The organism is Colwellia sp. TT2012 (genome assembly GCF_001440345.1).
GTDB lineage: Bacteria > Pseudomonadota > Gammaproteobacteria > Enterobacterales > Alteromonadaceae > Colwellia.
Map to the genome: position 1 here is coordinate 568170 of NZ_LJYX01000017.1, position 23392 is coordinate 591561.

Below are 23392 nucleotides of genomic sequence, written 5' to 3' on the forward strand. Positions count from 1 at the left end.
TCATTACAAAACAGCTAAATAATAGTCTCTTTAGTAAATAGCAATATCAAATTAAAAAGCCCCAACAAGTCAGTCTTGTTGGGGCTTTTCTTTAACTATCAATTTAATCACTTAACTTAAACTAACAATTGGCTCTGTACCATAATACGGTTGTCTACATTATAACCCTATGATTTTATGTTGAGTATTGCTGAAGTGATAAAGGCGAGCTTCACAAGCATGACGGTAGATCGTTTCATGGCAAACGGTTGTGTACCTTTCTTTGTGTAGTCAGCCTGATATCTGCTCTGGACTCCATTTTTCTCTTCACTTGTCTTCGATAAGTGATATTAGATGAGGTGTCATTTTTATCACCTTCGTAGCCGCTAATCGTCGACTGTCAGTTAATAATTGGGCATGCTTGAAACGATAACCTCGCTTGCCTATATAACCAAGCCACTTCAAATTGCTTGTTCAGGACTACTGAGTAATTCATGAACAAGGCGCATCTTTTTATTAATGGTTATTCCCTTAAAAACAGATGCAACGCAAGGCATGATTGACTCAGAAGTCCCTAAAGGGTTGGTTTAGAAACGTTTTATGCTGCGTTATTCATTTTGACAAGGGAATAACCGTTCTCTTCAATAAATGCCTTACCTAAAACGTTTCTAATTCCAACTGAATCATGCAGTTGGAGGTGGCTTGGGTATATTACGTTTTAACTCCCAACTTACCAAGGATTGATTGGCTCCGATAATACTCGCCATTTTTTGTTGATAAATATTTGTTTTCTTTAGCACATAAATCTGGCATCGTTGTGCATAGGTTAGTTGTTTATAATTTTTCATTGTTACATCTCTTGCCGGAGAAAAGATGATCAGTTTATAAATAACTAACCGCTGTTTCTACTTTAAACAAGCTGTACACTTACTATATGAAGCTATACCGACTATACCGAGAGTTAAGCTAAACGGAATTATTTTTAACATGGAGGGGTTATATTAAATACGTTAACAAGGTAACTAATGATATGATTAAATACTTCCCCTACCCGACAAGCTGTATCTGCCAATTTATATTGTTATTAAGCCTATCGGCCTGCCAGGATCACAAACCCAAAGAAGAGTTATTGAGCCCTGATGATATACCAGCTGTAACTGAAAGAGTATCGCCAATCTCTGACGATGTACCACCAATCTCTGACGATGTACCACCAATCTCTGACGATGTACCACCAATCTCTGACGATATACCACCAATCTCTGACGATGTACCCCAAGTTATTTTAAACATTGCACCACTTGCCAGTGAGGTGACCATCATCACCCCAACTCAACCCAATAAAGACATAACTGCCAGTTATACTTATTTTGATGAACATGATATTGAGGGCAGTAGTTTATATCGCTGGTTAATTGACGATATTGTTATTGCGGATTCATTTAGTTTTACCCTACCAAGTGATAGCGAAGCTAAAAATTTAATTTTTTGTATTACACCTATAGCGGCTACAGGAGAAATAACCCAAGGATTAGAGGTCTGTGAAACACAGGTAATTACCGGGCAATACACAAAACCGACTATTGATGCCTTAGTACTGACTAGCTCCATAACAACGGGTATTGAGGTTTCGGCAACTTACCTGTTTGTAGATGAAAACGAACGGCTTGAAGGTGATAGTGTTTTCAACTGGAAAATAAACGACAGTGATTACAGTGCACAAAAAATCATTACCTTCGGGGTAGAGCAGCAAGGCAGTTTCCTTATATTATGCTTAACCCCCATCGCAATCTCCGGTGAAAATGCTACGGGGGATACTATTTGTAGTGACCAAGTAATGATAGCGGCGAAAGCAGGCTCTGCGCCATCGGTAACTAACTTGCAATTAGCCAATTTTGCCAAAGCCACTAATAACATGTCGGTATCATATGACTATGTCGATAGTGATGGTGATTTAGAATTTGATAGCACAACTGTTTGGTCTATTGATGGCGCACAAGTTAGTCAAATGCCCGATTATATACTGCCTTATGATAGCGCAGGCAAACTGTTATCGGTATGTGTTACCCCTATTGCTATAACTGGCTCCCCCACAGAAGGAGCCACTAGCTGCGTAGCAGAATATATCGCGGATATTGTTATCACAGGTGAATTAGAACTCTCTGACGATGTACCCCAAGTTATTTTAAACATTGCACCACTTGCCAGTGAGGTGACCATCATCCCCCCAACTCAACCCAATAAAGACATAACTGCCAGTTATACTTATTTTGATGAACATGATATTGAGGGCAGTAGTTTATATCGCTGGTTAATTGACGATATTGTTATTGCGGATTCATTTGGTTTTACCCTACCAAGTGATAGCGAAGCTAAAAATTTAATTTTTTGTATTACCCCTATAGCGGCTACAGGAGAAATAACCCAAGGATTAGAGGTCTGTGAAACACAGGTAATTACCGGGCAATACACAAAACCGACTATTGATGCCTTAGTACTGACTAGCTCCATAACAACGGGTATTGAGGTTTCGGCAACTTACCTGTTTGTAGATGAAAACGAACGGCTTGAAGGTGATAGTGTTTTCAACTGGAAAATAAATGACAGTGATTACAGTGCACAAAAAATCATTACCTTCGGGGTAGAGCACCAAGGCAGTTTCCTTATATTATGCCTAACCCCCATCGCAATCTCAGGTGAAAATGCTACGGGTGATACTATTTGTAGCGACCAAGTAATGATAGCGGCGAAAGCAGGCTCTGCGCCATCGGTAACTAACTTACAATTAGCCAATTTTGCCAAAGCCACTAATAACATGTCGGTATCATATGACTATGTCGATAGTGATGGTGATTTAGAATTTGATAGCACAACTGTTTGGTCTATTGATGGCGCAGAAGTTAGTCAAATGCCCGATTATATACTGCCTAATGATAGCGCAGGCAAACTGTTATCGGTATGTGTTACCCCTATTGCTATAACTGGCTCCCCCGCAGAAGGAGCCACTAGCTGCGTAGCCGAATATATCGCGGATATTGTTATCACAGGTAAATTAGAACTATACCAGACCATTAGCTTAGCAATTACCGGTTATAGTTTTAATAGCGTCACTTGGCGAATATTACACCCAAGCCATTCTCCCATAAGATCTAACGATAGTAGCTCTTTCACCATAGCTAGCCCAACGGAAGAAGCTAATTGGTTAATAGGTCACGACCTTGAAGTTTGCATTGATACTATCGAATCGGGTGAGATATGTTTATTAGCCGCTGAGCAAGCAGTAACTGAGATTACTGGTGGTTTACCGACACAATTAGATACCGACAATAATATCAGCAAGCGCGTTATTGCGCCGGTAAGTTTTATTGATTTAACCATTTCAGGTACTAGTAAAAGATTACACAGGCCTCTCAATGTTACCGAATCAACACTCGCCAATATTAATAGTTCGGGTAGTGTGCCACTACATAACGATCAATACATAGATGGAAATACTGGCATTATTTGGGCCATTTATGATCAGCAAACTGCGCTCGATAGCTGTAGTAATCGCAGCATGATACTGCCGGTGCAAGGAGTTAGTGATACCTCAGATGATTTTGGTTTACAGCAGTTTTATAATCAGACGGCTATTGATTATGCACAGTTTTCAGACTCCTACATTGTCAGGGGTATGGGCTGGCCTGGGGTCTACTATCGTTCATCCTCTTTTCATTCAACAGGTAACCATTATGATTATTACTTACTTGGCGGCTTTGGCGATTATATCGATGATGATACTACCGAGGCTGCAGCTTGTTTAACAACGCTGCCTTAACGATTTCGGTAGCATTAACTATGTATTGTCTTTCATAGTTAATGCTTTTCTTGGGCAACGGAACTGGTTGGATAAGAAAAGATGACTCGCACCTTAGCTTTAAACCCTTTGGCGTTAAAATCCGCTTTAACCATATAAATCCATTGATGAAAACAAATATATAACGGGTTATTGGATTCAATTTTACCTAGAATACCGTAGCGGCATGGGCCCTTTATCTTTTTTAATAAAAACTAAAAACCCCTTATGGGAATTGCAATTACTTCCTGAGTTACCGCTTTAAAAATACCAGGGCTTTATTCCTTTAATTAAACCTCTTTGCTCTTCCCAAACAGCCAGTGTTTATTTTTATAGCACTGGCTGTAAGGAGATAAATGATCTGAGATATAACAAACAAAAAGCCCCAACAAATTTATTGCTGGGGGCTTTCTTTCATTAATGTTTTCATTATTTTTTAGCTAAAAATAACATCGATCATAGCATTATCGATGTTAGGCTGCTTTTTCTAACACTGGTTTTACAGCTTTAGCATTTGGGTTAAGCCATACCAACTTTTTAGTTGGTCGAACAAAATGACTAACGAGGCCAGCGAAGAATATAGCCAATAACCAATATAGCGTAGTGTGATCACTTTCAAGGGGCTCAGCTTTGCTCTGCTCTGCCAGCTTTTGTCCAGTAACGTGCTCAGTTTTTTTGGCTTGACTTGCTGACGCTGCTGGCACTTTCGGCTGTGCATTAGCTTGTGCCAATACCTCTGCTAATGCCTTAGATAAGGGCATTAAACCAAAACCAACCGCGGCACTGTCCATATACTCATTGAATTTTACATTGTCAGTAACCACATCAAACTGCGTAGCGATTTCAGTATAGGTTGCTACCATTTTCTTGATAGTTGCTTCATCAGCTTGCCAGTAGCCTTTACGCACGGCTTCAAGCATACGCTCGATAATTTGCGCTAAGCTTTCCGCATTATGCTCCTCAAAAAACTCACGCATATCCATTTGGTATTTATCTTCAACATAGACTTCAAAGAATTCTTGCCATTGATCATCACGTATCGCCTCAGGCGTCATCACTTCCCAACCCCACATGTTATTCATGCGGTCTAAAATGACCGTAGCGCCAGCATAACCAGAGTCTTGCATGGCTTTAATCCAACGTGGATGGAAATAGCGGCTACGCATTTCTTGATTAATAAATTCAGCCAGGGTTTGTACCTTTAACTGATCTTTTTTACGCAAGTTGGAAACATACATTTCCGGAGTTTTACCATCTAGATAGCGTACTGCTAAACCGATACCACCAAAATACTGGAACGGATCATCATTGGTCATTAAGGCATAAAGGTTGGTTGAGCGTGAGAAAATAACGCCCTGAGTACCTGAAAGCACTTTGGCATATAAACCTTGCCCTGCCCCTAAAGCATTGGCAACATTTTCGCTCCAACGTTTTTCATCAGCGCCATAAGCAAAGCCCATGCGGTCAAGATAAAGGTTCGCTAATTTATCATCGGTTTCCCACGTATCCGAGGCTAATGAGCTACCCGCTAAACCAGTACCATAATTACCGGTTTCATTAGAGAAAATACGAATAGAAGATAAATACTCAGCATCTGCTACCGATTTACCTTTATCCAGTAATTCTGTCTTTAGGGCATTGCTATGACGATAAACAAAGTTATTGTCTTCTTTCATTTTTGCCACTTTATCAATGGCTTTTGCTAACCATAACATCACATTAGGAAAGGCATCTCGATATAGACCTGTAGTTGAGATAACCACATCAATACGTGGACGTTTTAATTCGCTATAAGGAATAACCTCGGTACCGACCACATGCCCCTGGTGATTCCACTTAGGTTTTACACCTAGGGCATGGAGAATTTGCGCTTCTAAGGCCCCTTGATGACGCATGGTTTCTAATGACCACAAGGAGAAAGCTAACTTTTGTGGAAACTTACCATGCTTTTCAACATAAGCCGTTATGGTTTGGTTCATCAAGGTAACACCGGCATCATAGGCTTCTTTAGAAGGTACTTTGGCTGGATTAAAGCCTATCAGGTTACGACCCGTTGGTACGGCTTCTGGGTTACGAATGGGATCACCGCCATAACTGGTTTTAATGTAGTTAGCGTCTAGGGCCAATAATAAGTTTTGTGTCTCTGCTATGGCTTGAAAGTTATGCCAATAGTTTTTGGCTATCGTTAAATCAGCAACTAATAACTCATCTAAATCCGTTAATAACTCTGGGTTAGCTTTATTTTTAGTTAAGTAAGCTTTTAGTAATTGAAAGCCTTCCAGTGCCGGTAGCTTTTTAACATTACGTTGATCAAACTGCTCTGCTTTGGCAATAGTCATGTTATGCGCTTGCTCATATTTTGCAGCACGCTTGGTGAAGTCATCACCTAACATTTGCAACATGGTGGTATATAAATGCGCCTCTTTTGGCAAAGCACCAAAAACATGCACACCTAAGGGGTGGCTCATTTGTGCCAAGGCATTTAAGTGATCTTGTAATTTAGCGATATAGTTATCAAAATCAGCTGCCATGGTCTCTGGCTCAATGGCTAAGTCTTTTAACATATTGAGCTTTTGTGCCATAACTATGATGCTGTCTTGAGTATTCGCCTTAGTTTTCCCTTCAGATAACATTAAGTAATTGTTGATTTTTTCATTTAATGTTGCCACTTCAGTATATAAACCTGCTTTGGCAAAACCTGGTGTTAGGTGGCTTATCATAGTCGCTCGACCACGACGCTTAGCCTGCATGGCCTCACCAACATTATCGATAATATAGGGATAAAACACCGGTAAGTTACCTAAAGCTAAACTCGGTGCATCATAGACAGATAAACCACGTTCTTTACCGGTTAGCCATTCTTGACTGCCATGAGTCCCTAAGTGAATATAGGCATCAGCGCCAAAAATTTCTCGGGCAAATAAATAGCTGGCAAGATAACTGTGATTAATCGGTGTTTTAGTGCTGTGATATAAATTAGCATGCTCTTGGGCATCGTCACCACGCACACCTTGGGGTATCACTATCATATTGCCAAGGTTCATTCTTGGAATAACAAACGCAGGTACGGTGACACCGTTAAGTGTAGCTTGACGTAACATGCTGCTTTCTTCTGGCTTACCCCAACGGGCAATAATAGCTTCAGTAACCTCTGCTGGCAGGGCATTAAACCAATTAAGGTAAGTAGTTAACGGCATATATTCGGCCAAATCGAGGGCGATTAACTGCTCAGCATCTTCGCCGCGATAATAGGGGCGTAATAACTTACCCGCTGACTCAATGATTTCTTTATGGCCTTTAACATCAATGTTGTAGCCTTTGTCTTTCATCGCTTTAGCGATATTTTCAATGGAGGTTGGTACATCTAAAAAGGCAGCACCAATATTTTTTTCACCCGGTGGATAGTTCCAAATAAAAGTGGCTATTTTTTTATCACTGTTGTTGATGTGCGCAAGATTAGCGTGATTATAAGCACGTTCAACTAAGGCATTTAACTGATAATCAATAACAGTTTTAACACCTTTATCATTTGCGGCAATAATAGTAGGGTCTGCGCTACCGGTATCTTCTGGCATCACCAAAAAAAATGGTGTTAATGATGGTGAAATACCGGCATGGTCTTGTTCAAAGCTTGCTTGATCGCCTTCGGTATAATTAAGGGCATGTAATACGGGCACACCCAGTTGTTCAAACTCAGTTCGACGCTTAGCAACAAAATGTAATGAGCGATAGTTAATCAATAAATCAACACGGCTTTTAGTTTTGCTATGAGCTGCTCCCAGTTTACTTGCAACACTGTCAGAGCTTTCGACCATCAATAAATCAGTGAATTTCGTTGCTTGATCTTCCCCTTCGAAGAAATAAGCTAAGGCTTTAGCGCCCTTTGCTTCAAGACCTTTAATCAAGGCATCGACGATTTGTTGTTGTTCATAATCAATAACACTTCTATGGATACCAATGGCAATGACTACTTGGTTATCAGTAATATTTAAATACTCAAAAAAAGCATCGGCATCACTCGTAACAAGACCGGGAAAATCATAATGATATAAACCAACACTTGGCACAATAATAGGCGCTTTGGCGGTCAGCGAAGATAGGTTAAGGAAATCATTGGCAAGGTAAAGCATCAAATTAGCATAATTTTCACGACCCGCATTATTGTAGTAACTGCCAATGTTTTTGGCTTGCGCACTAGATAGCCCTTGGTTCATGGTAGTGTTTGCTAAATCACCCATGGAGATAACCGGCACATTAGGCATTGTGATTAAGTGCTGCTGATATTTAGCAAACATGTATTTAGACAACGCAGGATTGATACCATCAAGCATAATTAAGCTGGCTTTCGACCAAGCCGCTTTAATATCTTCTGCTGATTTGCCTTTGCTGGAAAAATTAACTAGCTCAAACGGTTGATCTTTTGCTAATAATTGCAATAAGTCGCCCTTAGGTTTAGAGGCGTGGGAGGACATCATCAGTAGCACTTGCGGCTTAACTTGCACCTTATTTAACGGCTTATCTAACGTGGTAGAGGGCTCTGCAACACTGACATTTACTAAGCACATTAGTGCTAAAGCCGGTAGTAAAGTAAGTTTATTTAAAATTTTTGTTATCATTATATTTTTGAGAACCTTTTTAACCTCAGCTCGGGTTAATGGTTGTTAATTAGAGTAAATATATAGCCAAGCTAGGTAAAATTCCTTTTCAGGACGCCTGAGGAAAATAGCGACTTAACTAACTCAACTAATCCCTCGTTGGCTTAGTTGCTACTGACATGGCCTCAGTTTGTGCTTTAACACCTTCAGGTACATAAATAAAACTACCATCAGCCATTTTATAAGCAACACCGGCTCGCACACCTTCACCTGAGCCGACTTTTCCAGTAGATTTGTATTGTTTAATTTCTTTGCCTTTTTTAACAATCACTTCCATATTTGGCTTACCTGGATTTTTTATCACGGTAACATCATCACTGGAAAAGGTGCTCAAGGGATTTTGTGCTAACGCAATTAACAAGGCAGTAATGATGACCAAGAACACATCAATCAAGTTAACCGCGCTAAGAATGGGGTTTAGCTCTTCATCTTCATCAAGAAAGCGCATTATGCCTGACCTTTAATTTTTCTAATGTTAATTAATTCAACCGCACACCAGCGTTTTTTCACCGAGGCCGGCCAAAACGTTAACGATGAAATCACCATGCCCCAAATAACGGCGGCAAAAGCAATGATCAAATTTTCACTAATGCCTTGGATATTGCCATCAGCCAATGCTTGTAGTGCTGGCCCCATGGGAATCATGGTGGCAATCAAGCCTAACATTGGCGCAATTCGAGTCACTATACGCAGGTTTTCTAATTGCTTTAGCGCCACCACTTCCAATTCATCTTCACTGGCTTGAGGGTTATTAATAAAATAGTTATGGATGGGATAACCATTATGTGTGGTCACCTTCGGTAGGGCTGCTTGGGAAATCTGGCGTACATAAGCCAGTTTGTTTTGTTTTCTCACTAAGTACTGTGAGAAAAATCGTCCTAATGCGTATATGGCGTAAACGACTAAAGAACAGATTAAAATAATAACAGGCGTCATCAATAGTTCTGATGTTTGTGCCATGGTTATTTCTAAAGAATGAATATTCACTGTGCTAATTACCTCGTAAAAATTAAGCCCAACGATTGTACAACTCCCCGAATGACTTATCAAATAGTAATTATTATCATTTAGGTTTACATTTGCATTTGTGCTCTGTATGGTACTCACAAAATTAATAAGCAGCGTCTATTTATTGCACAAAGTCACAATGGACACTTGCTGAAGTATTGCTTTTCCTGAAGCAAATTATTTACTAGATACCCCTACTTGATATCTAGGTATATCTCTTTCTAATAGGAATAAAAAATGTTTATGCCCAAGCGCGCCCTCCTCGCCACTGCGATTTCCACAGCCCTTTTTGTTGCACCGTCAAGTTATGCTGAAGACAATGTCCATGCCACTGTTCATAGTGCCTTAGAAAGAATTGTTATTAGTGGTACTAAAACAGAAAAGCCGCTAAAAGATGTTGCTGGTAGTATCTCGGTCATCACAGAGCAAGACATTGAAAGACAGCTAGTTACCGATATGAGCCAGTTATTTAAATATGATCCCAGTGTACAAGTGACCGGCAGTATCGGCGGCGCACAAAATATTATCGTGCGTGGCATGGGTGGCGATCGTGTTTTAATGATCAAAGACGGTATGCGTATGAACGAAGGTTATGGCGCCAATGGCTTAAATGATATTGTTGGTCGTGGCTTTATTGACACCGATACTCTAAAACAAGTGGAAGTGGCTAAAGGCGCGTATTCTTCACTTTATGGCTCAGATGCATTAGGCGGTATTATCGTCTTTACCACCAAAGATGCTGCAGATTATTTAACGGATGGTGAAAAATTTGCCGGTACGGTTAAAGTTGGCTACACCGATGATGGTAAGCAAGGCAATTTAGGTACTACCCTAGCTTTAGCGACAGGTGACTTTGAGCAGGTACTAAACCTAACTTACCGCGACGGTGAAGAGTCACAAAACTATGCGGGTACAAGACCTTCATTAGCTATTGAATCAAGCAGTATTTTCTATAAAGCAAAATACCATTTCAATGAAAATAGCTACCTTAGCTTTACTGCTGACATCTGGCAGCAAGAGGTTACGGGGAACGTTGCTTACGGCTTATTAGGTTATTTTAGAGATCTTGAAGGTTATAGCATTATTGATGAAAATAGCCAAAGTCAAAAAGATAACCAATCCTTGCAATTACGCTTTCATAGTGAGACTAAAACAGCCGTTTATGATCTGCTCAATGTCTCGCTTTATAGCAATAATACTGAACAAGAAGATGTTGAATATGGTCAGTTAGACATAAACGCTAATTATGGTTATCCGCTGATTGAAATTCGCGATATGTACAAAACAGCGCTTTATAAACAAGAGACCCTAGGTTTTTTATCTAACGCCAGCCTAGCCCTAAATGACACTCACACTATTGGTTATGGTTTAGATATTGAACAATCGACTTCTAGCCGTACCGAAGTGAAACTGTACTCAGTCGAAGGTACACCAAAAAAGGGTTACCCACAAGAAACAGATAAATTCCCAGAGACTGATGTTTTTCGCGCTGGTTTCTTTATAAATGACGAAATTTCGTTGTTAGATGGCAAGCTTTTATTCACCCCTGGTGCCCGTTTTGATACTTACCAAATGGATGCTAATGGCGTGCTAAAAGAAGACGGAATGCCCTACGCAGATTTTGATGAAAACCATGTTTCATTAAGCATTGGCGGCTTGTATAAATTTACCAATACCATTGCTGGCTTTGCCCAATATGGACAAGGTTTTAAAGTACCGGCTTATGATTTAGCCTACATTGAGCATGATAATTCAATGTACGGGTATAAGATTGTCCCTAGTAATGATTTAGCACCCGAAGAAAGTGATAATTTTGAAATGGGTCTACGTGGCCATACTGGCAATTTTTTATTTTCAACCGCTATATATTACAGTACGTTTGATAATTTCTTAGCAACAGAGGTTATTGGCCATGAAACTATTACCGACCCATACACAGGTCAAGATATGCGGGTAGCAATCCATCAATATCAAAATATTGACTCAGTGACGCTTAAAGGTATTGAAGCAGCGGTTCGTTATCATATCAATGATAGTTTTTCTGTCTTTGCCAATGCCGCCTATCAAGACGGTAAAGATGATGAAAGTGGTGACTACCTAACCAGTATTTCTCCACTTTCAGGCATCACTGGTGTTAGTTATGAAGTAGATGATTTATCTGCTGAGTTAATTGTTAACTGGGCTGACCGCATGGAAAAAGTGAATGTAGGCCATACTGAAGTTGCCGGTTATGGCACGGTTGACTTCTTAACTAGCTATCAAGTTACTGATGAATTAAGAGTCAACCTAGCGATAACCAATATCACTGACAAAGAGTATGTTAAATACTTAAATGGCGCTGGCCATAAAGATACTGCGACTTTATCAGAGGTTACTGAAGCTGGACGTAGCTTCTCCGCATCAATGCGTTATGATTTCTAGCAATTTAATTGATATTAGTTTAGCTAATTCACTGAACTAATTTACTATGTAATAAATAATGGCCGTATCATTGATACGGCCATTATATCTCTTAACACAAGTTTGAACTGTATTTTAACTTTAACTACCCCACTAGTTAGTGAGAGTTTTCTAGCGGAATATCCACGTGAAATATTGTTTGATAAGCTCGGTTAAAGTCTGATACATCGACTTTATCTATATATCGAATATGTGCCTGATAAAACGAGTAACTTTGATAAAGCCTTTGTAAAGCTATATTAATATCCGCAATGACTTTCTGCCCTACAGGACCTTTATGGCAAGCAACATAACCAACAATGTAACTTGGAGAGCCAGCGATTGCTAATGACTCTAGCGTAATGTCTGTGGTAGTTCGTTTTAGTACCTTGTTAACATTGACTGGATACTCAATGGTGTAATCTATACGATCTTTCAGCAACATTTTGACCAGTGAAGTAGTAGATTCTACACCACGTCTTATCACTAGGTTATGCTTTTCCAATGCAGTGATTTGAGTATCTAAGAAAACACCAAAAGACCGGCCATCATTGATAGCTAAAGTGTGATTCGATTTACCGGTAAATAAAGCAGCTAATGATTTTAAGCGCTGGTCATTATCAAGGGCATTCTTTGGTAATATGCTAAATCTGTCGCCTTTTTTATAATACAGACGTAAACCTAAATAGATATTAAGGGGGGAACTGTAAATATTATCTTTTAGTCGCTCAGGGGTCTTTACCCGGTTAGGAGCACAACTGTTAGGCAGTTTTTTCAATAAGCGCGCAATACTCGGACTGTCGGAAAATTCAGTACTAAATTGGTATTGAGGTAGGGATTTCATCAATAAGCGAGTGGTATCTATTATTGTTGAAATATGAGTATTTGTGCTTTGGGTTATCTCTACCGAGTCTTCTAAGCTGTCACTGAACCAATAAATTTTATTTTGTGCGTAGCTATTAATGCTATAACAACAATAAAACAAAAGAGTGATCGCGATTACCAAAAATTGCATTAAAAAATAGGCCTAAACGTTTATAATAGAATTTGTCTAGCCTGATAAAGCTAACTACTTTAACAGCATAAAAAACTAATAATGAGACAATATAGCCAAACCACATGAAGATGCAGAATTCAGCTGGAGAATTGACTGAGTAACACTCTACTACTAGCTTGGTAAACACATCAATAGAAATTAATTAAAACCTACAAAAAAGCCGATAATTTCATCAATAATCGGCTTTTATCACGCTGTCATAGTAATTAGCTACACTGCAAAAGGATATTTAATCGCGTCGTGACACTCATAGCCTGCTACTTTAAAATCATCCATAGTTACCCAAGTTTCAATGTCTTCTAGTGACTTTATCTCAGGGTTTATAATAAGTTTTGGCAACGCCATCGGCTGACGTTTAAGCTGTACATCTTTCATTAAAGATAACTGGTCTTCATAAATATGAGCATTAACGACCTTCTTCAATTAATCAGTAGTACCACGGTCTGATTTAGTCAATGCTCACTATTGAAAAATAACAGTATATGACCAAGTTATTTACTGCCTATTTACGAATTTATTTAAAGCTGTTTGGTAGCAAAATAATTTTCTACTAAGGTACAACCAAGGGAAGGCATCGTCCACCGCTGAAAGATTATGGATAGATAAGGTTTACCCTTTTATTATTCACATAACTTTCACGAAGCTGTTACTTTTTGTTACTTTTATTACACTTCATGATCATTGAAATTGCATACAATATAAAGTATATATATAGTGCGAACATTAAACGTTAATACGACCTAAAATAAATATAATAAATACTTCTAAGGAAGAACAATGAGTATAACTAGAACATTTAAGCTATCGGCAATCTCTGCGGCGATGCTATCTATAGCATCAAGCATTGCCACGCCCGTTTTTGCGGCTGAAGAAGAAGAAATTGAGAAAATTATGGTTACAGGTTCACGTATAGCACGTGCTGAAATTACTTCAAGCTCACCTATTACCATAGTAACTAAAGCACAATTAACTAAGTTAGGCATTACTGACGTAAGTTCTGCCTTACGCCGTTTACCTGCTATTACTGGTAACAGTACTAATAATCAAAGTAGTTCTGGTGCTAGCAGCATTCAAACGGCAACACTGCGTGGTATTGAAGCAACCAATACTTTAGTTTTACTGAATGGCCGACGTTTGGTGGGCTCAAATGCAGATGGTCTAGTGGATCTTTCCTCAATCCCTTTTGAAGCTATTTCACAAATTGAAGTATTAAAAGATGGTGCTTCCGCTATTTATGGCTCTGATGCCATTGCCGGTGTTATTAACATTATTACTCGTAGCAACTACGAAGGTTTTGAAGTTAACGCGACTTATGGAGAATCTTCAGAAGGTGATGCACAAGAGCGAAAAGTCGGTTTTGTTATGGGTTTAAGCGCGGATAAAGGTAGCATAATGATCGCGGCTTCTAGCAGCAACAATGCAGGCTGGGAAGAAAAAGACCGCTACATGACCCAAGATGCTAACCAGGAGTATTTAGGTGGCACTAACTCTAGGTCAGGCTATGCGCCTAATGCTAGGCTTTCTGGTTTCGGTTTAGGTGATGGAAATTGGACTGTTTTAGATGCCAACAATCCAAGTGTAGCGGTTCCATTTGATTATGATACCATGGGTTATAATTATCGCGATGCTCAATCAGGTGCCAATGATAATAAAACCACCAGTGTTTTTGTAAGTGCTGATTACGAGTTAAGTGACGATGTATTATTCTATACAGAACTATCTTTCCATAATGGTTTTGTTCAAGGAAACCAAGCGCCGCCAGCAGTTAGTACAAGCTGGTATGGTGATAGCATTGACACCCCTAATGCATTTAAACGTTACCCAGACGGAGACGGTAATAACTTTGGTGTAGGTCCTAACCAAAAATATAACCCGTTTGGTGCTGCTGGTAATGTCGATCGCCGTTTTAGTGAATATGGCTCTCGTATCTACAAAACAGATAACACCATTCAACGTTATACCCTTGGTTTACAGGGTACTGTTTTTGAAGAGTTTGATTGGGAACTAAGTTTTTCAAGTCAATCTGCTGAGTTAATTACTCGAGGCGGTGCTCAACCATCAATTAATCAAATTGAGCGGGCTTTGTCTGATGAATGTGAAACAGCGGCAGATCCTACTTGTGTAGCCTTAAATGTATTTGGCCCTGAAGGCTCTATTACGCCTAAAATGTTAGACTTCATTAATACTACGGCTCCTGTAGTGACTAATAAAAATGATTTAATGTTTATGCAAGCACATATTTCTGGCCCTGTGATGTCACTGCCATCGGGTGATTTGATGTTCTCAACAGGTGTTGAATATCGCGAAGATCAATTATCTTTGGAAGTAGATCAGGCACAACGTACGGCAACATTTGACGTATCTTGGGGTGGTTCAAGTACGCCAGTAATTTCTCCAGTGCGTGAAATTACTGAAGTTTATTTAGAGCTAGCAATTCCTGTACTTGATAATTTAGACGTTGAACTTGCAGTTCGTTACAGTGACTATAGTGATATTAACGAAAGTACCACTAATCCTAAGTTTGGTATCAGCTACAGACCACTTGATATGTTAAAACTACGTGCAAGTTACAGCACAGGTTTCCGTGCACCAACAATGGCACAAATGTATCAAGGCAGAACATCAAGTATTAATACTAATATTTATGATCCTTGTAATCCAAATAATGAGGCTAACTTTAGCTCAACAAATTCTGATTGTGTTGCTCTTGGCTTAGATCCAGCGTTGAGTAAAAACACACTATTAAGTAACGATATTATTGGTGGTGGTAATCCAGATTTAAAACCTGAAGAAGCTGAAAACGTGACTTTAGGTTTGGTTGTAGAGCCAATGGATAACTTATCATTTACCCTTGATTATTTTTCTATTGAGCAAACTGATGTAGTATTTGGTAGCTCTCGTTATGTAATTGATCAAAACTTAATAGGTAACCCAACTTATTCAGGTGATGTACTTCGTACCAATAATGGTACTGGCTATATTCAAACGGTATTCTCACCACAAAATAATATTGCAGCTCGTAACATTGCTGGTTTTGATTTTAATGTTAATTACATGTTAGAAACTGAGTTTGGTGAATGGCGCATAAACTTTGATACCACAATGATGAGTAAGTTTGAAGTTCAAGATACTAGTGCTTCAGACTTTAGAGACATTGTTGGTACTTACGATTCAGCCTTCGGCAGCCTACCAGAATATAAAGCCAATTTACAAATTGATTGGTCAATGGGTAATTACCGCGCAACATGGGATGCTAACTACAATTCTGAAATTGAAGCGTCTGAAGATGATGTAATGTCAGCAACAGTATTCCATAACATGCAAGTAGGTTACTTTATAGAAGGTATTGGTACCGATGTACATCTTGGTATTCAAAATATCTTTGATAAAGAGCCACCATTCTTAATGGCTAATGGTACCGCTACTGATGATAATCTTTACTCATTCCGTGGTAGATTCCTTTACATGGGTGTGAAAAAAGAGTTTTAATGATATAGGGTCTTCATAGAGACCCTTAGAGTTAATAAAATTAACAATTTTTAGCAAAGCCACACTTTTTATCCAGTGTGGCTTTTTTATGTTCATTAAATTAGGAATAAATGATGGTGATTAAATTAAACAAGCTGATAATATTATTACTGTGCCTCTGTTTTTCAGTTAATGCAGCAGAGGTAAATAAATCACTTTATCGTACACCAAATACCGACAATCTATTATACCTAGAGCTAAATACTGGCTTGATTATTATAGAATTAAATCCACTTTTTGCACCAAAACATGTCGCACAAATAAAAAAACTTGTTCGCGCTAATTTTTATCATGGTTTAAGTTTTTATCGCGTAATAGATGGTTTTGTTGCACAAGCAGGCACAAGTATTGATGAAGATGATGGTAGCGAAAACTTTAAAATAAGTGATAAATCTCTACAATTAAAGCTAGAGCCATGGTTGAGCAGTATTGGCAATAAAACATTCACCTTGGTGCAATCTCCCGATTTATTTGCCTCTCAAACGGGGTTTATCGAAGGTTTTGGAGCCGCTCAAAGTAGTGGCAGTTTACAAACTTGGTTAACCCACTGTCCAGGTGTTGTCGGCATGTCACGTAACAAAGAGCCCAATACAGCAACAACAGATTTTTACATTGTCATCGGCCAAGCACCCAGATATTTAGATAGGATAACGACTATCTTTGGACGAGTGATATTGGGAATGGATATAGTACAAAAAATTAATCGTGGCGATAAAAACAATAATGGTGTCTTTGATTATGCTAACAATGCCACTGTAATTAAAAGCATGGTTATAGCAAGTGACTTACCAATAAACAAACAATATAGGGTTTTGATAGAGCGTACGGACACCGTTGCTTTTAAAAAAAAGTTACATACCAGGTTAGTACGGCCTGATAATTTTTTCTATAGAAAGCCTCCACAGGTACTTGATGTTTGCCAAGTTCCCATCATGACCATACTACTTTAAACGATAATATCTACTTTTTTACCGGTAATGTTCGCCATTAGCGCTACAGGGGTATCACACGAAACCGGTTAGCTGCAATATACCGCCAAATAAAAAGAATTTATGAATATACATGCAAGGTCTTAAACACCCTATTTAGATCGAGCCATGTTAACCGGTGAATATTTTTATTCGAATGCTAATGACAGTAGAAAAGCAGATTTAAGTTAACTAAACGATCACTTGGTGGTGCTAGCCGCCCTTTTAGCATTATTAATATTCTTAAAGATGACAAAGTGCATATATTGATCTTAGACACCTCAACGTGTGAGTACCCAACAGCATATAAATTAAATGTATTTTCTGGGAAACGTAAAAAAAACAACTCGAAGTCCTGTTTATATTGGCGATAATTCGGGAAACATACGTCTTGCTACTGGCCTGACGAAGGATGGTATAGAGGGCGTTCGTTATAAAAGAAAAGAAGGCTATGGCTTGGCCAAGTTTGAAAACAGAGTGAAGCCCTATAAAAAGATAGAACAGTTTTCAGATCAACATTTTGGCAATTCTGGCACAAAATAGTCGCGGCTAGACAGTTTACTAGCAGTTCTTAACCTGCGGCTAGTAAAAAAATTCTTTTGTAGTTATTTCGAGTATTATTTTATTTCGGCTTGCGCTTATTTGACTAGGCTGAAAAAAAAGGCCAGCTGTTATCAGCTGGCCTTTTCCGCTTTGCTTTATCTATTCAGTTAGGTCTTGAGTAGCGGCTAACAGCTTATCGCTTAAACACTACACCGCAAACGGATACTTAATCGCATCGTGACACTCGTAACCTTCCACGTTAAAATCATCCATGGTTACCCAAGTCTCTAAATCTTCTAATGATTTGATGTCTGGGTTGATGATAAGTTTTGGCAACGCCATCGGCTCACGTTTTAGCTGCACATCTTGCATTAACGATAACTGGTCTTCATAAATATGGGCATTAACAATTTTGTGATAGGCCATACCGGCTTTTTTACCGGTTATTTGCGCCATTAACGCCAAAAAGGTAAACACTTGCACCTGATTAAAGTTAAGTCCTAGCGGTACATCACACGAACGCTGAAAGCTGGTTAGGTGTAAAGTATCACCCAATAACGAGAAGTTATGAGTATGCATACAAGGTCTTAAACAGCCCAAGTGAAATTCACCTGGGTTGTAAAAAGTCATAATTTCAGCGCGATCATCGATACCGTTTTTTAGGTTATCAACAATCTTCTTCAGTTGATCAATAGTGCCGCCATCGGGCTTAGCCCAGGCGCGCGCTTGAACTCCATACACTCGGCCCATATCATCTTCACCTTTACGGTGTGAGTTATTAAGCCAAGCTGCATTTAAATTGGCATTGGCATCCCACGTTTTGGTGCCTAATTTACGAAAATCACTGGCATTATCATAACCACGGATATAACCAATAAATTCCGCGATGGCCGATTTATAAAAGCTTTTACGGGTGGTGATTAACGGAAATTCATTAGCACCAACGTTGTATTCTAAATCGGCATTAATCACGGTCAAACAACGCTTGCCAGTACGCTCATTTTCAACCCAAGTACCTTGATCAACAATGCGTTGACATAAATCTAAATAAGCGCGCATTAGCTATTTCCTTTTACTGATTTTCTTGATGATGAACTAGCAGATTGACTGGTCGACTTCGAACTTGCTTTGCTCATTTTTTTACTATCATTAATGGCCGATTTTTGCTGCTGGTTGTACCCCCAATAAATGATAAACAGTCCAATGAGTATCATGGGAATACTTAATATTTGCCCCTTGGAAATAAAAGAGAAATACAAACCTAAATGAGCATCTGGCTCACGGAAGAATTCGACCAGACTTCTAAAGATACCATAACCAATTAAGAAGGTACCAGACACTAAACCTAAACTGCGCGGCTTACGGGTAAGAACATACAAAATAATAAACAGTACCACGCCTTCTAAAAAGAATTCATAGAGCTGCGATGGATGACGCGGAACTTGTAAGGCATCCGTAGGGAAAACCATAGCCCAAGGCACATCGGTTTGACGTCCCCAAAGCTCGGCATTAATAAAGTTGCCTAAACGGCCCATACCTAAACCAATAGGCACTAAGGGTACAATGAAATCACCAACCGTTAAAAAGGACTTATTGGTCTTACGGGCAAAAATCAATACCGCTAAAGTAACCCCCAGTAAGCCGCCATGAAAAGACATGCCGCCTTGCCATATTTGCAATAGGTATAAAGGATCAGCTAAGAAGTAGTCAAACTGGTAAAACAGCACATAACCAATACGACCACCTAAAATAACGCCGAGAAAACCGTAAAATAACAAATCACTTACTTGCTCACGTGTCCATAAGCCATTACTTCTATCCGCCGCCTTGTTTGCCATAAACAGTGCGGCAAGAAAGCCAATTAAGTACATGGTGCCATACCAACGTAATGATACTGGGCCAATGCTAAAAATGATAGGGTCTATCACTGGGAATTGTAAAAACTTATCTGTCATTGCTGGTCCATTTTTTAGATAAAAGTTAGAGATAAAAGATTAAAAGATAAAATATTTGCTTAATGTGCACGATTATACCCTGTTATGGTTAAAAGGTTATTTATTAAAGTACACCACGGAAAAACACGTTTAAAAGCTAGCCAAGCATCATTTTAATAGCGACAAATATAAGAAAAACTGCAAAAATTTTCTTTAAGGTTTTCACCGGTAATTTACTGGCATATTTAACCCCTATCGGTGCAAATATTATCGAAGTCATCACTATGCCCAATAAGGCTGGCAAATAAATATAACCAAAACTCCACTCAGGCAACTTGGTTAAATTAAAGCCAGTAATGATGTAACCAAGTGAGCCAAATAAGGCCACCATAACGCCACAAGCGGTTGCTATACCTATGCTATGGCGCACCGATACGCCGAAAAAGCTCAACATGGGTACTAAAATAGCACCGCCAGCAATGCCCATTAAACTGGCAATAACGCCGGTAAAAAAGCTAAGTGATGGCAAAACATAAGTCGCGGGCAGTGACCTTTCTTTTGAGGAATTTATCGAAAGTAACATGTAAACCGCCAGTAAAACCACGACAATAGAGAAAAATCCGGCCAACGCTTCACTCGAAAGAGAATCAGCAATAAAAGCGCCTAGCAATGCCCCTATGGCGATTAAGATCATTAAGGGTCTGGCTAAAGACCAGGGGATATTATTTTGTCTATGGTGGGCTAATGCCGCACTGGCTGAGGTAATGACAATCGCCCCTAAAGACGTGCCTAACGCCACCGGCATTACAATATCGCTACTCACGCCAACCAGTGGTAGTAAATACACCAGTGCCGGTACGATAATAAGACCACCACCTATGCCTAACAGGCCGGCCAGAAAACCAACAATACAGCCTAAAACGAGACAAAATATTAATACCGTTAAAATCATACTAGTTTGCGGCAAGTCCGCCCTTCTATAAACTTTTGATAAAATATGAGGGGTAACAGCCCTAGTAACCCGCGCGAATAAAAACACCCAGACCAAGTGCTTCAAGCTGTTCATTAAGGTAACTATGTACTTGCTTAGCCGTTGTTAAGGTTAAGACTTTAGCTAAAATAATTTCTGCTTGGACAAAAGAAATATGACGAATAACCCATTTAATACGGGGTACGTTATGACCATTCATACTTATTTTATCATAACCCATGGCCAATAATAAAATAGCCCCTGCAGGTTGTGCCGCCAACTCACCGCATAAACTAATGGGCGTTAAATATTGCGCCGATTGCTGAGCTAAGCTATTTAAAGCCGTTAATACCGCAGGATGAAAAGCATCATATAAATTAGCCACCTGGCTATTATTTCGATCGACCGCTAATAAATACTGCGTTAAGTCATTACTACCAACAGAGAAAAAATCAACACGTTTAGCGAGGGCTTCCATTTGAAATATAACCGAAGGTACCTCCAGCATAATGCCTACTTTAGGCCGTACTAATTGCGCCGATACAGCCTGTGCTTTCATTTGTGCTTGCTGGAGACTTAAATGACCATCGACATTACTTGCTGACATCAGTTCGGTGGTTATTGCTGTGGTCAATTCCGCTTTTAGCTCCAAAAAAGCCTGATTGATTAAGCGAAGGGCTTCATCTACTTCTTCAACACCAGAGATCATCGGCAACATAATTTCTAAATTATTTAAGCCTTGATTGGCCCTTAGCATTGCCCGCACTTGCACCAGAAATATTTCCGGATGATCTAGGGTAATGCGAATGCCGCGCCACCCCAGAAAAGGGTTTTCTTCATTAATAGGAAAGTACGGTAGTGATTTATCGCCGCCGACATCTAAAGTCCGCATGGTGACAGCATGTTTAGGAAAGGCCTGTAACACCTTGCGATATAGCTGAGTTTGCTCTTGCTCCGAGGGAAAACAGTGGCGGTTCATAAAAGGAATTTCGGTGCGATATAAACCAATACCAATGGCACCAAGTTGCGTATTATGTTCAAATCCTGCCGATAAACCCGCATTGAGTAACACTTCAATCGCTCTACCATCTTGGGTAATACAAGGCAGGTGTGCCACTGCCATAACTTTATCGGTGAGGGCTTTTTCTTGACTTAATAAATACTGATATTCTTGTATTAAAGTCTCATCAGGTTTGATAAATAACTCACCACTATAACCATCAAGTATCGCCTGTTGCTGGTGTAATTGACTGAGCACTATGGCATTAACCCCCATAATGGCCGGCAAACCTAATGAACGCGCTAAAATGGCCGCGTGAGAGTTATTTGAACCTGATAAGGAAATAATACCTAACAGTCCCTGATGCTGATATTGAGCCACCATGGCGGCACTAACATCTTGTGCCAGCAATATAAATTCGCTGGGCAATAACAGTTCTTCTTGCGCTTGTTGCTGAAGATTAACCAATAAACGCGTGCCTAAGTCTCGAATATCACTAGCGCGCTCGCGAAAGTAACTGTCTTCAATGGCTTCAAATTGACTAATATAATGCTCGATCACTAACCTTAAGGCACTATCTGCACGCCAGCCTTGGGCGATTTTCGCGGCAACCTCTTGGCCTAAATTGGCATGTTCTAGTAATTGTTTATAAACATCAAAAATAGCTAAGCTGTCATCATCAATCGTTTCACTCAACTTACTACTTAAGGCATTAAATTCTAAACGCGTTTTTTCAACCGCCTGTTCAAAGCGCAATAATTGTTGTGCACTGTTGTTAGATTTTTTTAATGGGACCGCAGCAAGATCAGCTTGCGGTTGGCAGACAAAAATTTCACTTAAGGCTATTCCTGGCGCGCCAGCAATACCATGTAATTGTTTAACACCTTGATTGTGTTCTTCTTGCTGATTGAGTAAATTTTTAATTTCGGCATTAGCCAAAGCACTGGCTAATTGCGCTGACAGTGTCACTAAAAAAGCTTCGTCATTTTCAGTAAAATGACGCGACTCTTTTTGCTGAATCGCTAAAATACCTAACACTTTACGTTGATGAATAATGGGCGTGCCCAAAAAGGCATTAAAATCCTCTTCTTCAACTTCAGGAGCGTGAATAAAGTCTTGATGCTGCTGAGCATCAGCAATATTTAACGGTTCTTCTCGTTGGCCGACAAGACCAACTAAGCCCTCAGAAAAACCGATACAGGTTTGTCCTTGTGACGTTTTAGCTAAGCCATCTGAAGCCATTAATAAAAAATGTTGCTGGTGATAATCGGCAAGATAAACTGAGCAACAATCAGTTTTCATGGCTTTTTTTACACTAGAGACCATACGTTCTAGCGCATTTTGCAGTTCAGCCTCTTGACTAAATTCCAAGACTATTCGACGTAAGGTAGTTAACATTTAAGGCCTCAAAAATTTAGTCATGTTTACCCTAAAGTAAAATTGAGAAAAAAATAACCCACAATAAAGTGGGCTATT

General features: G+C 39.4%; 12 protein-coding genes and 1 pseudogene. 4 read left to right on the forward strand and 9 right to left on the reverse strand.

Translation table 11 applies throughout. The features are described from left to right. Positions 1-1009: 1009 nt before the first annotated feature. Positions 1010-3796, forward strand: coding sequence for a hypothetical protein (locus ASU03_RS12175; RefSeq protein ID WP_157465892.1), 2787 nt, complete (start codon positions 1010-1012; stop codon positions 3794-3796). Positions 3797-4287: 491 nt separating this feature from the next. On the opposite strand, the gene ASU03_RS12180 is transcribed toward ASU03_RS12175, so the two are convergent. The 3 genes from ASU03_RS12180 to ASU03_RS12190 all read right to left on the reverse strand — a co-directional run bounded on the left by ASU03_RS12180 (position 4288) and on the right by ASU03_RS12190 (position 9456). Beyond that, complete coding sequence (locus tag ASU03_RS12180) at positions 4288-8430, reverse strand: cobaltochelatase subunit CobN (protein WP_082627266.1); 4143 nt, start codon at positions 8428-8430, stop codon at positions 4288-4290. Between the two features lie 127 nt (positions 8431-8557). Then, complete coding sequence (locus tag ASU03_RS12185; RefSeq protein ID WP_057832048.1) at positions 8558-8917, reverse strand: DUF2149 domain-containing protein; 360 nt, start codon at positions 8915-8917, stop codon at positions 8558-8560. Further along, a complete protein-coding gene (locus ASU03_RS12190; protein ID WP_057832049.1) occupies positions 8917-9456 on the reverse strand; it encodes a MotA/TolQ/ExbB proton channel family protein in 540 nt (179 codons plus the stop codon). Before ASU03_RS12190 ends, ASU03_RS12185 begins: the two co-directional genes overlap by 1 nt. 258 nt (positions 9457-9714) lie before the next feature. On the opposite strand from ASU03_RS12190, the gene ASU03_RS12195 reads away from it, so the two are divergent. Beyond that, positions 9715-11898 carry a TonB-dependent hemoglobin/transferrin/lactoferrin family receptor gene (locus tag ASU03_RS12195; protein WP_057832050.1) on the forward strand — a complete coding sequence of 728 codons (2184 nt, stop codon included), beginning with the start codon at positions 9715-9717 and terminating at the stop codon, positions 11896-11898. Between the two features lie 136 nt (positions 11899-12034). Here the strand turns inward: ASU03_RS12195 and ASU03_RS12200 are convergent, their stop codons facing one another. After that, on the reverse strand, positions 12035-12931 hold the full coding sequence (locus ASU03_RS12200) for a hypothetical protein (RefSeq protein ID WP_057832051.1): 897 nt from the start codon (positions 12929-12931) through the stop codon (positions 12035-12037). A gap of 252 nt (positions 12932-13183) precedes the next feature. Further along, positions 13184-13390, reverse strand: a pseudogene (locus tag ASU03_RS12205) (thymidylate synthase); the annotation flags it as partial. Between the two features lie 360 nt (positions 13391-13750). Here ASU03_RS12205 and ASU03_RS12210 point away from each other — a divergent pair. Together ASU03_RS12210 and ASU03_RS12215 are read left to right on the forward strand one after the other, a co-directional pair. Continuing rightward, positions 13751-16462: a TonB-dependent receptor gene (locus ASU03_RS12210; RefSeq protein WP_057832053.1), complete on the forward strand. Its 2712-nt coding sequence runs from the start codon at positions 13751-13753 to the stop codon at positions 16460-16462. Positions 16463-16572: 110 nt separating this feature from the next. Next, the gene (locus ASU03_RS12215; protein WP_082627267.1) at positions 16573-17451 is read left to right on the forward strand and encodes a peptidylprolyl isomerase; all 879 of its coding nucleotides are present in this window, start codon (positions 16573-16575) and stop codon (positions 17449-17451) included. A 768-nt stretch (positions 17452-18219) separates the two neighbouring features. Here the strand turns inward: ASU03_RS12215 and ASU03_RS12225 are convergent. The 4 genes from ASU03_RS12225 to ptsP all read right to left on the reverse strand — a co-directional run bounded on the left by ASU03_RS12225 (position 18220) and on the right by ptsP (position 23314). Continuing rightward, the gene (locus ASU03_RS12225) at positions 18220-19071 is read right to left on the reverse strand and encodes a thymidylate synthase (protein ID WP_057832056.1); all 852 of its coding nucleotides are present in this window, start codon (positions 19069-19071) and stop codon (positions 18220-18222) included. Continuing rightward, positions 19071-19967, reverse strand: a complete 897-nt coding sequence (gene lgt, locus ASU03_RS12230) for a prolipoprotein diacylglyceryl transferase (RefSeq protein ID WP_057832057.1) — start codon at positions 19965-19967, stop codon at positions 19071-19073. Before lgt ends, ASU03_RS12225 begins: the two co-directional genes overlap by 1 nt. Before the next feature lie 136 nt (positions 19968-20103). Beyond that, a complete protein-coding gene (locus tag ASU03_RS12235) occupies positions 20104-20913 on the reverse strand; it encodes a sulfite exporter TauE/SafE family protein (RefSeq protein WP_231731570.1) in 810 nt (269 codons plus the stop codon). Between the two features lie 46 nt (positions 20914-20959). After that, on the reverse strand, positions 20960-23314 hold the full coding sequence (ptsP, locus tag ASU03_RS12240) for a phosphoenolpyruvate--protein phosphotransferase (protein WP_057832059.1): 2355 nt from the start codon (positions 23312-23314) through the stop codon (positions 20960-20962). Positions 23315-23392 lie beyond the last annotated feature (78 nt).

What these genes read in the sequence shown, in the direction of transcription:
- ASU03_RS12175 (WP_157465892.1), top strand. Translation starts at nt 1,010, where the DNA reads ATGATTAAATACTTCCCCTACCCGACAAGCTGTATCTGCCAATTTATA.
- ASU03_RS12180 (WP_082627266.1), bottom strand. Translation starts at nt 8,430, where the DNA reads ATGATAACAAAAATTTTAAATAAACTTACTTTACTACCGGCTTTAGCA.
- ASU03_RS12185 (WP_057832048.1), bottom strand. Translation starts at nt 8,917, where the DNA reads ATGCGCTTTCTTGATGAAGATGAAGAGCTAAACCCCATTCTTAGCGCG.
- ASU03_RS12195 (WP_057832050.1), top strand. Translation starts at nt 9,715, where the DNA reads ATGTTTATGCCCAAGCGCGCCCTCCTCGCCACTGCGATTTCCACAGCC.
- ASU03_RS12200 (WP_057832051.1), bottom strand. Translation starts at nt 12,931, where the DNA reads ATGCAATTTTTGGTAATCGCGATCACTCTTTTGTTTTATTGTTGTTAT.
- ASU03_RS12210 (WP_057832053.1), top strand. Translation starts at nt 13,751, where the DNA reads ATGAGTATAACTAGAACATTTAAGCTATCGGCAATCTCTGCGGCGATG.
- ASU03_RS12215 (WP_082627267.1), top strand. Translation starts at nt 16,573, where the DNA reads ATGATGGTGATTAAATTAAACAAGCTGATAATATTATTACTGTGCCTC.
- ASU03_RS12225 (WP_057832056.1), bottom strand. Translation starts at nt 19,071, where the DNA reads ATGCGCGCTTATTTAGATTTATGTCAACGCATTGTTGATCAAGGTACT.
- lgt (WP_057832057.1), bottom strand. Translation starts at nt 19,967, where the DNA reads ATGACAGATAAGTTTTTACAATTCCCAGTGATAGACCCTATCATTTTT.
- ptsP (WP_057832059.1), bottom strand. Translation starts at nt 23,314, where the DNA reads ATGTTAACTACCTTACGTCGAATAGTCTTGGAATTTAGTCAAGAGGCT.